At 75.0% G+C, this 12,225-nt stretch carries 11 protein-coding genes; 6 read left to right on the top strand and 5 right to left on the bottom strand.

The genetic code is table 11. From position 1 onward, the window contains the following. The first annotated feature begins 129 nt into the window (after positions 1-129). Positions 130-552, top strand: a complete 423-nt coding sequence (locus ACFVS6_RS12595; RefSeq protein WP_389703172.1) for a tetratricopeptide repeat protein — start codon at positions 130-132, stop codon at positions 550-552. A 133-nt stretch (positions 553-685) separates the two neighbouring features. Here ACFVS6_RS12595 and ACFVS6_RS12590 read toward each other — a convergent pair whose 3' ends face one another. Next, entirely contained in the window at positions 686-946 is a 261-nt protein-coding gene (locus ACFVS6_RS12590) for a DUF6343 family protein (protein ID WP_389703170.1), read from the bottom strand. A gap of 151 nt (positions 947-1,097) precedes the next feature. Further along, positions 1,098-1,757, bottom strand: a complete 660-nt coding sequence (locus ACFVS6_RS12585) for a hypothetical protein (RefSeq protein WP_389703169.1) — start codon at positions 1,755-1,757, stop codon at positions 1,098-1,100. A 131-nt stretch (positions 1,758-1,888) separates the two neighbouring features. Between ACFVS6_RS12585 and ACFVS6_RS12580 the strand changes: the two genes are divergently transcribed. From ACFVS6_RS12580 to ACFVS6_RS12570, 3 genes are all read left to right on the top strand, one after another. After that, complete coding sequence (locus ACFVS6_RS12580) at positions 1,889-3,568, top strand: helix-turn-helix domain-containing protein (RefSeq protein WP_389703168.1); 1,680 nt, start codon at positions 1,889-1,891, stop codon at positions 3,566-3,568. A 141-nt stretch (positions 3,569-3,709) separates the two neighbouring features. After that, positions 3,710-6,583 carry a DEAD/DEAH box helicase gene (locus tag ACFVS6_RS12575; protein WP_389703166.1) on the top strand — a complete coding sequence of 958 codons (2,874 nt, stop codon included), beginning with the start codon at positions 3,710-3,712 and terminating at the stop codon, positions 6,581-6,583. Next, positions 6,580-7,785: an SWIM zinc finger family protein gene (locus ACFVS6_RS12570; RefSeq protein WP_389703164.1), complete on the top strand. Its 1,206-nt coding sequence runs from the start codon at positions 6,580-6,582 to the stop codon at positions 7,783-7,785. Before ACFVS6_RS12575 ends, ACFVS6_RS12570 begins: the two co-directional genes overlap by 4 nt. Here ACFVS6_RS12570 and ACFVS6_RS12565 read toward each other — a convergent pair. After that, positions 7,766-8,314, bottom strand: coding sequence for a hypothetical protein (locus ACFVS6_RS12565; RefSeq protein WP_389703162.1), 549 nt, complete (start codon positions 8,312-8,314; stop codon positions 7,766-7,768). The genes ACFVS6_RS12570 and ACFVS6_RS12565 overlap by 20 nt on opposite strands. A 127-nt stretch (positions 8,315-8,441) precedes the next feature. On the opposite strand from ACFVS6_RS12565, the gene ACFVS6_RS12560 reads away from it, so the two are divergent. Beyond that, entirely contained in the window at positions 8,442-9,170 is a 729-nt protein-coding gene (locus ACFVS6_RS12560; RefSeq protein WP_389703160.1) for a chaplin, read from the top strand. 264 nt (positions 9,171-9,434) lie between these two features. On the opposite strand, the gene ACFVS6_RS12555 is transcribed toward ACFVS6_RS12560, so the two are convergent. Beyond that, positions 9,435-10,082, bottom strand: a complete 648-nt coding sequence (locus tag ACFVS6_RS12555; RefSeq protein WP_389703158.1) for a DUF2293 domain-containing protein — start codon at positions 10,080-10,082, stop codon at positions 9,435-9,437. A 144-nt stretch (positions 10,083-10,226) separates the two neighbouring features. Between ACFVS6_RS12555 and ACFVS6_RS12550 the strand changes: the two genes are divergently transcribed. Further along, a complete protein-coding gene (locus ACFVS6_RS12550; protein ID WP_389703156.1) occupies positions 10,227-10,595 on the top strand; it encodes a cupin domain-containing protein in 369 nt (122 codons plus the stop codon). 147 nt (positions 10,596-10,742) lie between these two features. Here the strand turns inward: ACFVS6_RS12550 and ACFVS6_RS12545 are convergent, their stop codons facing one another. Continuing rightward, positions 10,743-12,188, bottom strand: coding sequence for a WGR domain-containing protein (locus tag ACFVS6_RS12545; protein ID WP_389703155.1), 1,446 nt, complete (start codon positions 12,186-12,188; stop codon positions 10,743-10,745). Positions 12,189-12,225 lie beyond the last annotated feature (37 nt).

The following is a 12,225-nucleotide window of genomic DNA, read 5'->3' as shown; positions in this document are numbered from 1 at the left end:
GGAGCGCGGTGTGCGCCCCGGCGCGCGACGGCACCGGTGCGAAGCGCCCCCGTGCGAAACGGCACGGGGGCGGAATAGCGCGGGCGTACGGGCGCGTTGAACGCGCCCGTAGAGGGAAGGAAAGACACCGTGTCCGATACCACGCCCCCGCAGCCGCCGTCCCAGCCGTCAGGTCCGAGGTCTTCCGGCTCCGCGAGCCCCGAGACGCACGTCATCGACTTCCGGGCCGCCGAGCAGCTGCTCGCCGCACGCGACCCCCGCGGCGCGGTCAAGCTCCTCGACTCCGTCATAGCCGCCCATCCCGAGAACACCGCCGCCCGGCTGCTGCGCGCCCGCGCGTTCTTCGCGGCGGCGCAGCTGCGGCCGGCCGAGCTGGAATTCGAGCTGGTGCTGGAGCGGGAACCGGACAACGCCTTCGCCCACTACGCCCTCGCACGCACCCACGAACGGTCCGGGCGGCGCGAGCAGGCCCGCCGCCACTTCCGGCTGGCCGCCGCTCTCGACCCGCAGCCCGAGTACCTGGCGGCGGCACGGTTCGACGACAACCAGTAGGTCCGACGACGTCCCTGGGGGACGACGAGGCTTCTGGGGCCCGACGGAGCCTTCGGGACTTCACGAGGCTTCGGGGCTCTACGAGGACCGTGCGGCGGCGGGCCCCTGCGGCGTTCCCGGAGCGCGGGACCGCCTAGTGGACGCGCGGAGGCTCGTACGGGGGGACGTCACGGCCCGGCTGGTAGTGCGGGCCCTGACGGATGTGCCGGGTCACGACGACCAGGTCCACGGCCGCCAGCAGGGCCACGACCCCGCAGGCGGCCGCCCAGCCGGGCCGGGCGGCCAGCGCGAAGGCGACCGTCCCGGCCGCGGCCCAGATCAGCCCCCACAGGCTCAGCCAGAACCGCAGCCGCAGCGGACTGCGGGCGGTCACCGGCTCGTTTCCGGAACGCATGCCCATCGCCTCGTCCCGCATCGACTCGGCCTCGGATCGCCGCCCCCGTCCCGTGCGAACCGGGGCGGATCCCTCCGTTCCATGGTCCCACCCGGGGGCGGGGCGGTGCCCCCGGGTGCTGTCGGGACCAGGGAACCTCGGGACTTCGCGCCTACGGGATGAGCTTCTTGACGGCCGTCGTGGTCGTCTTCTTGAAGGCGGGGACGGGGGCGTCCGTCAGGTATCCCATCTGGCCCCAGTTCACGACGGTCACCGTGGCGCCGTCCCGCCCGATGCCGAAGAGGTGCACGCCCGGCTCGGACTCCGGAATGGAGGCGTGGACCCCGTAGACGTGCGCGCCCTCCTCCACGGCGATCTTCCCGTAGTCCTGCCAGGAGGCGGTCCCGCCCGGGTTCCCGCGCAGCCAGTCGGCGGCGCACGCCGCGACCTTGCGTTCCAGGGCGGTCACGAGCTTGGCGGCGGCGGCGTTCGAGGCGGTCCGCACGGAGAGCTGCGCGGCGCCGGTGTCGAGCTCGGTGCCGAAGGTGCGGTGCCAGCTGCCGGCCGCCGGAAGGGCCCCCTCCAGACAGAACGGCGCGTTCTCCGGAAGCCCCTTGGTGACCTTCCCCGCGAACCAGGGGGAGGAGGGGTGCGGCGGCAGGTCGGTCCCGTTGAGGAAGCCGGGCGCGGCCGCGGCGGCCGTCGCGGTCGTCGAGGTGGTCAGGAGCAGGGCGGCGGCGGCCGCGAGGACCGCGGTGGCCATGGCGGAGGTGGAGCGTCGGAACACGGTGTTCTCCCCGTACGAAGTGCGGTTGAAGGTCGACTGCGGCAACAGCCTTCCCCCGTTGCGGGGTGTCAGGCCAGGGAACCCGCCGGATCCGGGACACTGGAACGGCCGTACATGCCGTCACCTGGGGGAACACCCCCGGGTGGAACGGAGTCACGGGACGGGGGGGGAGTGCTGTGGGCGAGGCGGAACGGCCGGTGAAGGGGTCGGCCGAGGCGGAGGCGTTCGCACGGCTGATGCGGGAGCTGAAGGAACGGGCGGGGGTGAGCTACGGGCTGCTGGCCCGACGGCTGCACACCAGTACGTCGACCCTGCACCGGTACTGCAACGGGGAGGCGGTGCCCGCGGAGTTCGCGGTGGTGGACCGCTTCGCGCGGGCCTGCGGGGCGACGGGCGAGGAGGCGGTGGCACTCCACCGGGCCTGGCTCCTGGCGGACGCCCGCCGGCGGTCGCCGGTGGTCGCGGCTCCGGCGGTGACGGTGGCGGCGACCGGGGAGGACGCGGAGGCCGCACCGGTGGCGGTGGCGACCGGCCGGGGTACGCGGGCGCGGCCCGGGGAGGTCCCGGACGACCCGGCTCCCGGGACGGCGTCCCGGGAACTGCCGGACACCGTGCCGGCGACGGAGGCGGAGGCGGAGCCGGGGACGGGGCCCGAGGGGGAGCCCGCGGAGGAGGCCGGTCCGGAGCCGGATCGAGCGGCTGAGCCGGTGACCCCGGAAGCGGCCCGGGAGGCGGCCCGCGGGGCCGTTCCAGGGGGTGACCCCGACGCCGTTCCGGACGTCGTTCCACGTGTCGTTCCTGACGCCGCTCCGGATGCCGCGCCCGGGGCCGTTGCCGTACCCGTACCCGTACCCGTGCCGACGTCCGAGCCTGTCTCGGGGAGCGCCTCTGCCCCCGCGCAGGATCCCCCGCCCGCGCCCGAAGCCGTTCCCGTTCCCGCGCCCGGGGCCGGGCGGTGGGGTCGGCAGCGGCGGCGGATGGTGGTGGCCGCCGCGGGGGCGACGGCCGTCGTGATCGTGGCGGGGGTGTTGGCCGCCGCCGGGCCGGAGGGGCCTTCGGCGCAGGCGGGACCGGCGGGGAGCACCTCCGGCGTCTCGCCGACGCCCTCCCGCCCGCCGGCGGCCGGGGCGTCGCCGGCGCCCTCCGCGTCGGTGTCGGACCCGTCCACCGCCTCACCGACGCCCCCGGCGTCCGCCCCGGCCTCCCCGCCCGCACCGTCCCCGTCGACGGCATCCGCACCGGCCGCAGCGCCGCTCAGGGCGGCTGTACGGTCCCACGTGTGGGCGGCGGGCTGCGAGCACGCCTACCTCTCGGAGCGGGCCCCGGCTGAGGTGCCCCCGCCGCCCCTGGAGCCGGACGCGGCCGCCTGGGCGCAGGCCCAGCGGGCCGTGCACGCCGGGAGCCAGACCGTCGAGGTCACCCTGCACGGGGCGGGTGAGGGGGCGGTGGTCCTCCAGGACCTCCAGGTACGGGTCACCGCCCGGCGCACCCCGCCCGCCTGGAACGTCTACCAGATGTCCCAGGGCTGCGGAGGGGCCCTCACCCCGGCCGGTTTCGCCGTCAACCTGGACGCGCCGCGACCGCTGGCGCGGCCCGTGACGGGCAACGACGCGGGGGACCGGATCCCGGCGCCGGTGTTCCCGATGCAGGTGTCGGCGGCGCGGCCCGTCGTCCTGCGGGTGGTGGCCGCCGCCACGGGCTGCGACTGCGACTGGTACCTCGAACTGCGTTGGAGCGGCCCCACCGGGTCCGGCACCCTCCGCCTCGACGACGACGGGCGGCCCTGGCGGACGAGCGCCACCGTCGGCCGGCCCGAGTACGGCTTCGCGAGCGAGCAGGGCCGCTGGACGAGGTAGTCGGCGAAGCCCCCGTGGAGGCGGTGGTAACCGCAGGTCAGCGGCGTTGTCGGTGGGCGCGCCTAGACTCGACGGCAGTGGATCCGCCATGACCGGGCGGAGCCGGGCGAGCAGGACGGGAAGGGGGACGACGGCGCCGTGATGCCGCAAACGCAAACGCAAACGCAAACGCAGTCGCAGTCGCAGTCGCACGGGCGGCCGCAGCAGCCGTCGGTGGCGGCCCTGCTCCGCTGCGCCCCCGTGTTCCTCCCGGCCGCGGTGCCACGCGAGGGGCGGTTCGCCTTCTGGAGTCCCGCCGGGGATCCGCTGCCCGAGGCCGGTGGCCCGTCCCCGATCCAGGTGGTCCGGCCGCACGGCGACGGGGTCCGCACCCACACGGTTCCCGCTGCGTCCCTGTCGGTCACCGAGGCCCTCGCCGTCCTCGTCCACGCGCCGCGCGGCGCCGCCGCGTCGCCCGCCGCCCGGGCCTGGGGCACCGCCGCGGCCCATGCACTGTCGCTGGTGGCGCGGGGTCGGCTGCTGCCCGGCGTCACCCCCGAGGGTGTCGACGCGTGGCGGGCCGGGCCGCTCGACGCGCAGGACGTCGGGCACCTGCGGGCCGTCGCCGCCGCCCTGCCGTACGAGGGGTACGCCACCCCGCTCGCCGGGCGCCGCCCGCTGACCCTGCCCGAACCGGAGGCCCTGGTACGGGCCTTCCTCGACGCCGTCGCCGACACGCTGCCCCGGACCCCGGCGGCGCCCTTCGCCGCAGGGCGACCGTTCGCGGCGCAGGAACCGCAACGGGTGCCGGGGATACAGGAATGGGCCGCGCAGGTCGCGGCCGGCGCCGACGCGGGGGTGGGCATCTCGCTGCGCCTCGACCTGTCGTCGTTCCGCCTGTTCGACGAGGCGGAGCCGCAGGACGTGCGGCGTGCGGGTGCGGCCGTCGTCCAGGTCCACAGCCTCGCCGATCCGACGCTCGTGACCGACGCGGGCCTGCTGTGGGCCGGTGCGGCCACCGCCGCGTTCGGGCCGCGCGCCCGCATCGATGCCGTACTCGCGCTGCGCCGCGCCGCCCGGGTCTGGCCGCCGCTGCTGCGCCTGCTCGACCAGCCGGTACCGGACGCGCTCGCGCTCTCGGATCCCGAGCTGGAGGACCTGCTGGGCGCCTTCGCGCCCCGGCTCGCGGCGGCCGGAGTGCTGGTCCACTGGCCGCGCGAGTTGGCCCGTACGCTGTCCGCGACCGCCGTCGTACGGTCCACGGCGCCGGGTTCCGCCACCGACGGCACGGCCTTCTTCGACGCGGCGGGGCTGTTCGCCTTCTCCTGGGAGCTGGCGCTGGGCGGCGACCGGCTCACCCCGGGGGAGATGGACGCCCTCGCCCAGGCGCACCGGCCCGTGGTGCGGCTGCGGGACCAGTGGGTGCGGGTCGATCCGGCGCTGGTGCGCAAGGCCCGCAAGCGGGAGCTGGGGCTGCTGGACCCGGTGGACGCGCTGGCCACCGTCCTGAGCGGGACGGCCGAGGTCGACGGCGAGCCGGTGCCCGCCGTCCCGGTGGGCGCGCTGGCCGCGCTGCGCGACCGGCTCACCGGTGACCTGCCCGTGGTCGCGCCGCCCGCCGCCCTCAAGGCGACGCTGCGGGACTACCAGTTGCGGGGGCTGGCCTGGCTGGACCTGATGACCTCGCTCGGTCTCGGCGGTTGCCTCGCCGACGACATGGGTCTCGGCAAGACGGTGACGCTCATCGCCCTGCACCTGCACCGGGACCGTCCGGAGCCCACCCTCGTCGTCTGCCCGGCCTCCCTGCTGGGCAACTGGCAGCGGGAGATCGAGAGGTTCGCGCCGGGGACGCCCGTCCGCCGCTTCCACGGCGGCAGCCGCACCCTCGACGGCCTCGACGGCGGCTTCGTCCTCACCACGTACGCCACCATGCGTGCCGGGGCGGCCCGGCTCGCCGGGCAGGGCTGGGGCATGGTCGTCGCCGACGAGGCGCAGCACGTGAAGAACCCGCATTCGGCGACGGCGAAGGCGTTGCGGACGATTCCGGCGCCGGCCCGCGTCGCGCTCACCGGTACCCCGGTGGAGAACAACCTGTCCGAGCTGTGGGCCCTGCTCGACTGGACCACCCCGGGGTTGCTGGGCCCGCTCACCGCCTTCCGAGCCCGGCACGCCCGCCCGGTCGAGCACCAGCAGGAGGAGGACGGCGGGAACGAGGCCGCGGTGGCCCGGTTGGCCGCGCTGGTGCGGCCGTTCCTGCTGCGGCGCAAGAAGTCCGACCCGGGCATCGCCCCCGAACTGCCGCCGAAGACGGAGACCGATCACCCGGTGTCCCTCACCCGCGAGCAGGCGTCCCTCTACCAGGCGGCGGTGGAGGAGGCCATGGCCGTGATCGAGGCGAGCGAGGGCATCGAACGCCGGGGCATGATCATGAAGTTGTTGGCATCGCTCAAGCAGATCTGCAACCACCCCGCCCAGTACCTGAAGGAGGAGCCGCCCCGGATCCCGCACCGGTCGGGCAAACTCGCCCTGCTCGACGAGCTGTTGGACACGATCCTCGCGGAGGGCGGCTCGGTGCTGGTGTTCACCCAGTACGTGACGATGGGCCGGATCATCGAGCGGCACCTCGCGACCCGGGGCATCTCCCACCAGTTCCTGCACGGGGGGACGCCCGTCCCGCGCCGCGAGGAGCTCGTCGATCGTTTCCAGTCCGGGGAGGTGCCCGTCTTCCTGCTGTCGTTGAAGGCGGCCGGCACCGGCCTCAACCTGACCCGCGCCGGGCACGTCGTGCACTTCGACCGCTGGTGGAACCCGGCCGTCGAGGAACAGGCCACCGACCGCGCCTACCGCATCGGCCAGACCCAACCCGTCCAGGTCCACCGGATCATCGCCGAGGGCACCGTCGAGGACCGCATCGCCGAACTCCTCGAAGCCAAACGCGCCCTCGCCGACGCCGTCCTCGGCTCCGGGGAATCGGCCCTCACCGAACTGACCGACCGCGAACTGGCCGATCTCGTCTCGCTGCGGAGGCCCGCATGATCACCGCGCGGGACGACCGGCGCCGCACCTTCGAGACCGTGCCGGCCGGGGTGGAGGCCGCCACCTGGTGGGGGCGGGCCTGGGTCGCCGCCCTGGAGGCCCGCGCCCACGACGCGGCCCGGCTCGCGCGCGGCCGTGCGTACGCCACCGAGGGGCACGTCGAGGCCGTCACGGTCACCCCCGGCCGGATCGTGGCCTACGTGCGCGGCAGCAGGGCCCGCCCGTACCGCACCGAACTGTCCCTGGCCGCCTTCGCGGACGGCGAATGGGCAGAGCTCCTGGAAGCGGTGGCGGCGGACCCGTCGGCCCTCGCGACCCTGCTGGAACGGGAAGTCCCACAGTCCCTCGCGGAGACGATCCTGCCCGGAGCCGGCGAGCTCGTACCGCGCTGCTCCTGCCCCGACACGGCGCGGCCGCCCTGCAAGCACGCCGCCGCCCTCTGCTACCGGGCGGCGCGGCTCCTCGACCAGGACCCGTTCGTCCTGCTGCTGCTCCGGGGCCGGGGCGAGCGCGAACTCCTCGACGAGCTCGCCCGTCGCAACGCCGCCCACGCCGCCCGCGAACAGCCGGACACGGCACCGGACTTCCCCGGGGTGCCGGCCCGGGCGGCGGTGACCCGCGCGGTCCTGCCCCCGCTGCCCGCCCCGCTCGCGCCGCCCCCGGTCGCCGGCCTGCCGCCCGCCTATCCGGCCGACCCCGGCGCCCCGGACCCGCTGGCCCTCGACCAACTCGCCACCGACGCGGCCGCCCGCGCCCTCGTGCTGCTCACCACCGGGGCCGACCCGACGGGACACCTCACGCTGTGGCAGGACGCCGTCCGGCTGGCGTCGGCCCACCACACCGCGGGGCTCACCGGCCCGGCCCGCGGGCTCTACCGCGACCTCGCGCGCGCCACCGGTCGCTCCACCACCGAACTCGCCCGGGCCGCCGCGGCCTGGCGCCAGGGCGGGCTGCCGGCGCTCACAGTCCTCGACGAGCCCTGGGACCCCCCGGCCGGACCTTTCGACCGGGCCCGCCCCGCGCTCCTCGCCGCCGGGCTGGGCACCTTCCGTCCCGAGCGCAACCGCCTCACCGACCGCACCCGTCAGCTCCGCCTCAGCCGTGAGGGCCTCTGGTACGCCTACGAGTCCCGTGCGGACGACGAGGACTGGTGGCCGGCCGCCGCACCCTCCCCGGACCCCGTCACCGCCCTGTCCCGCTGATTCCGCCCGCCCACCGGGTCAGGGCGGTGAAGTCCCGCGACCGCAGCCCGTGTCGCGGGAGGACCTTCAGGAGCAGCGCCGGAGCCGGGTGGTGCGCGGCCACCCAGGCCCGGTCCCGTGGCGTGATCATGTCGTCCACCCAGGCGAAGGGGCGGCCCGCCGCCCACTCGGTGAGCGCCCGCGTCTTCCAGGAGAGCCCCTCGGGGTCGCGGGCGAACAACTCGGGCCACTCGACGACCCGTAGGTCCGTGGGCAGACCGATGTGCGGGGAGATCATCGTGTTGGCCTGGTGCGTCCATGCGGTCGCCCAGACGATTTCGAACGGCAACCCCAACAGCTGCGCCCCGTGGGACGGGTGGAGCCTGACCCGGGCCCCGCGCCGGGCCGCGCGCGACTCGGGGTCGCGGTAGGAGAGCCAGACGTCCGGTCGCATCCGGTGGCTGGTGTAGCCGCGCAGTGAGGCGAAGGGGGAGCGGAAGGGATTGAGGGGGCCGTCCACGTCGAGCAGGAGCAGCGGTCGTTCCGTCATGAAGTAGGCACTACCCAGTACACGATGGAGTGAAATGCCTATCGCCTCTATAACCCGAATGGGTTTACGGCGTTGTTTACCGGTGTGGGGGCAATGCCCTCAATCCCTCCGGAAGGCAGGAAAACTGATGCGTCACAGTCGTCGGAACGGCTTGATCGCGGCGATGGTCGCGAGCGGTGGACTGGCGGTCGCGGGGGTGGGCGGTCTGGCCCACGCCGATGCGGAAGCGGGCGGGAAGGCGGAGCGCTCGCCCGGCCTGCTGTCGGGGAACCTGGTGCAGTTGCCCGTGCACACCCCGGTCAACGTCTGCGGGAACACGGTGAGCGTGGTCGGCGTCCTCAACTCCGCCGCCGGCAACCGCTGTACGAATTCCTCACCCGGGGGAGGGGATCGCGGTCCGGGGGCCTCCGGCCCGTCGGACCGGGGGGCTTCCGGTACCGGCTCCGCGGCGGCCAACGGTGGCGGAGCGGTGGCCCATGGAAGCGGAAAGGATTCGCCGGGACTTCTGTCGGGCAACGGCATCCAGCTTCCCGTACAGCTCCCGGTGAACCTCAGCGGCAACTCGGTGAGCGTCGTCGGGGTCGGCAACAACTCCCATGGAAACACCTCGATCAACGGGGAGACCCCCACCCAGGGCAAGCCGCCGCAGCCGGTCACCCCCGTCACGCCGGTCACGCCCGTCACCCCGCCCGTGGCGCCGAGGCCGGTGACGCCGCCCGCCCCGCCGCGCCACACCTCGGCGCTCGCCCACACCGGCTCCGAGGGCATCGGCTACCTGCTGCCGGCAGGCGGCGGGCTCCTCCTCGGCGGCGTGCTGCTGTACCGCCGCTTCCGCCTCAACCAGCCCGTGTCCTAGAAGTTCGGCCCGGCCCGCGGCGTCCGGCGCCACTTCTGGAACACGCCCCGGGGCGCTCCGTCGAACTCCCGTCGTCGCCCGCAGGGTCGACCGGAGTTCGACGACAGCCCCGGGAGCCCTCCGAAGGTTCCCGCCGGGGCCCGGGCCGCGGGGTCCGGCCGCGCCCGCTCGCGCCGCCGCCCTTGGTCCGGCGCGGGCCGTGCCCGACCGCTGCCCGCTGCCGCCCGCCGCCCGCCGCCCCGGTCCCGGTCCGGGGAGTCGAGGCTAGGCCCGCCAGCCGTCGAGGATCGCGTCGATCCGCTCCGCCAGCCGGGCCCGGGCGGCGAAGCGGGGGACCCCCGCCATCAACAGGGCGTCGTACTCGGTGTCGGTGTGCCGCACGGCCGCCCGGACCGCCACGGACACCGCCAGTTCGTCGAGCGCCCGGCCGGCCGCGGTGCGCCCCACCCGACCGCTGCCGCGCAGCGAGGCGTGCGAGGCGATGGCCCGCGCGCGGTCCGGGGGACACCCGGGGAACAGCCGCAGGATCTCGGCGGCGAAGGCGGCCGTGAACCGTACGTCCTCGGCGGCCCGCCGCAGCCGGTCGCGTTCCCGTCGGCGGGCGCGCGCGTCCGCGTCCGCGAGGCAGGCCCGCTCGGCGCTCGCCAGCGCGGCCTCCTCGACGAGCAGCCCCTGCCGTTCGTAGCGCCGGCGGCGCCTGTGACGACGTAGGACCACGGCCGACAGCGAACTGGCCTCGCGGGCCCGCCGGGTGAGCGCCGTGTCGCCGCGCGGTAGGTAGACCAGGTGCCCGAGGTCGGCGCAGTCCAGGCACCGGGGCACCCCTGCCTCGCGGACGAGGTGCCGCAGCGGGCCCTGCCGACAGTCCGCGCAATGGATCTGCTTCTGTGACTCGAAAACGACGGGACTCATACAGGGGTGATACCGCCGACCAGTGCGTATATCACCTTGTAAAGATAGGTTGTTAGCCTTTCATCAACTCTTTCCCGAGGTCATGATGTCCTCCTACCGTGAGTCGGATCGGGTGGGCCGCGGGGGGTCCATGGAGGAGGGCACATGGGCGGACGACAGGCGATGGCGAGGCGCCCGAGGGCGACGGTGCCCTCGGACCTCATGCGCCGGGAAGTCGTCATAGAGCCCGGCGGTTGCACGGGCTGGCACTACCACCAGGTACCGCTGATGGCGGTGGTCAGGGCCGGGACCCTGACGCGGATCCTCGACGACGGCACCGTCGAGGTGCACACCGTCGGCGACACCTTCGTCGAACCGGAGGGCCTCGGACACGTCCACCTCGGCCGCAACTTCGGCAGCGAGCCGATCGTCCTCCACGTGACCTGCGCCCTCCCGCCCGACGCCCCCTTCGCGACGGCCGTCCCGGCCCCCCTCGGCGCCGCCCCCTGCGGCTGCCCGGAACACCGCCCCTGAGCGGGGCCCGGGCCGGGGCACGCCGCCGGGCGGGTCCGGCCGGTGCCCGTGGAGACCCCCGTCCACCACGGACACCGAACGCACCCGCCCGACCCGCACCCCGCCCGGCCCGCCCCCGGTCCGACCCCCGTCGAGCCCCCGGCGCGCTCAGACCAGTCGGCGGATCTCCCCGCGCACCCGGTAGAAGCCACCGGCGGCCGGGTGCAGCCCGTCCACCACGTACCGGGCCCCCACCTCGCGGATCCCGCGCGGGAACTGCACGTGCCACGCGGAGTCGAAGCCCTCGGAGACGACCTGCACCCGCATGCGGGCCCCCTGCTGGACGCACTCCACCACGACGCCACCGACCGGTACCGAGGCCCGCGACACCGTCGCCACCGCGGCGGCCGAGGCCGCCGGGGTGAAGACCGGCAGCGCCGCCGCCGACTTCACGTCGACCGCGGTCGGGACGGACCCCTGCTGGGCGGCCGCGATGGCCACCTCGCTCGCGTCCACGCACACCAGCGAACCGTCGGTGGTCACCAGGTACAGCCGCCCGTCCAGGTACTGCATCGACAGCGCCGAACCACCACCGGTGCCCAGCTTCCACAGCCGGTGTCCGTCGGCGTCGAAGCAGTACACCGAGGACGACGAGTCACCCGCGAACACGTGCCGGCCGTCGGGCGAGGTCGCGCAGGAGTACACGGCCGCGTCGCACGGGTACGAGGCCTCGACCGCGCCCGTCGCCTTCGACAGCCGCTGCACGGTGTTGCGCACCGTCCCCGCGTACACGGAGTGCTCCTCCTGCCACCCGAAGAGGACCCCGCCGGGGGTCTTCGTGTGCCACAACTCGCCCGTACCGTCCGCCGCGTAGGCCGTCACGCCGTTGCCGTGGCCGTGGTAGACCGCCCGCTCGTCCGCCCGGACCATCCACGCGCCGCCCCCGGACGACTTCCGCGACCACTGGTGCTCGTCCTCGTGGTCGATGACGGTCAGGCCGCCGTTCGCGTCCGAGACGTTCAACACGCCCTCGTGGATGTCGAGCCAGTAGATGTCCACGTCCGCCGCGATGCCGTAGGCCCCGAACGGAACCTTCGACGACAGGTCGTACACCGTGCCGTCGTCACAGCCCGCGTATATCCAGAAGTCGTCCGCGACCAGGCACTTCACCCCGTCCGGCAGGGAGTAGCGGGCCAGCACCTCACCGCCGTGGCTCACCGTGTAGACGTCACCGGCCTGGTTGCCGACCCAGCAGCGGTCCTCGTCCACGTGGATCCCGAACGCCGAGGAGCCGGTCCGGAACCGCCACAGCACCGGGGCCACGGCGCGCGCCGTCGACGGCGCCGACGCCACCTGGCGACGGGTCACCGAGCGTGCGGCGCGCGCACCGCGCACGGCCGGCGCGTACCCCTTGCGGACCTTCTCGCCGACCTTCTTGGCCGCCGCGGCCCGCGCCTTCTCCACCGTCGGGAAGGAGGAGGACTGCAACTGGCCCTCGGCGCCGATGCGTCCGTACCGCACCGAGACGGCGGTGCCCTCCAGCGTCACCTCGTAGAACTTGTGCGCCGCGCCGTCGTCCTGAGACAGCTCCAGGTACGTCGTCTCCCGAGCCATGACAGACCCCTCCTCCGAACCGGGCCGCCGGCTCCTG

Origin of the sequence: Streptomyces sp. NPDC057939 (genome assembly GCF_042887545.1) — a bacterium.
Lineage (GTDB): Bacteria > Actinomycetota > Actinomycetes > Streptomycetales > Streptomycetaceae > Streptomyces.
The sequence above is the reverse complement of the archived record's forward strand: the minus strand, read 5'-3'. Positions and strand labels throughout refer to the sequence as shown.

Bases quoted from the DNA above. Each gene is read 5' to 3' on its own strand.
- ACFVS6_RS12590 (WP_389703170.1), bottom strand. From the start codon at position 946: ATGCGTTCCGGAAACGAGCCGGTGACCGCCCGCAGTCCGCTGCGGCTG.
- ACFVS6_RS12575 (WP_389703166.1), top strand. From the start codon at position 3,710: ATGCCGCAAACGCAAACGCAAACGCAAACGCAGTCGCAGTCGCAGTCG.
- ACFVS6_RS12570 (WP_389703164.1), top strand. From the start codon at position 6,580: ATGATCACCGCGCGGGACGACCGGCGCCGCACCTTCGAGACCGTGCCG.
- ACFVS6_RS12565 (WP_389703162.1), bottom strand. From the start codon at position 8,314: ATGACGGAACGACCGCTGCTCCTGCTCGACGTGGACGGCCCCCTCAAT.
- ACFVS6_RS12560 (WP_389703160.1), top strand. From the start codon at position 8,442: ATGCGTCACAGTCGTCGGAACGGCTTGATCGCGGCGATGGTCGCGAGC.
- ACFVS6_RS12555 (WP_389703158.1), bottom strand. From the start codon at position 10,082: ATGAGTCCCGTCGTTTTCGAGTCACAGAAGCAGATCCATTGCGCGGAC.
- ACFVS6_RS12550 (WP_389703156.1), top strand. From the start codon at position 10,227: ATGGGCGGACGACAGGCGATGGCGAGGCGCCCGAGGGCGACGGTGCCC.
- ACFVS6_RS12545 (WP_389703155.1), bottom strand. From the start codon at position 12,188: ATGGCTCGGGAGACGACGTACCTGGAGCTGTCTCAGGACGACGGCGCG.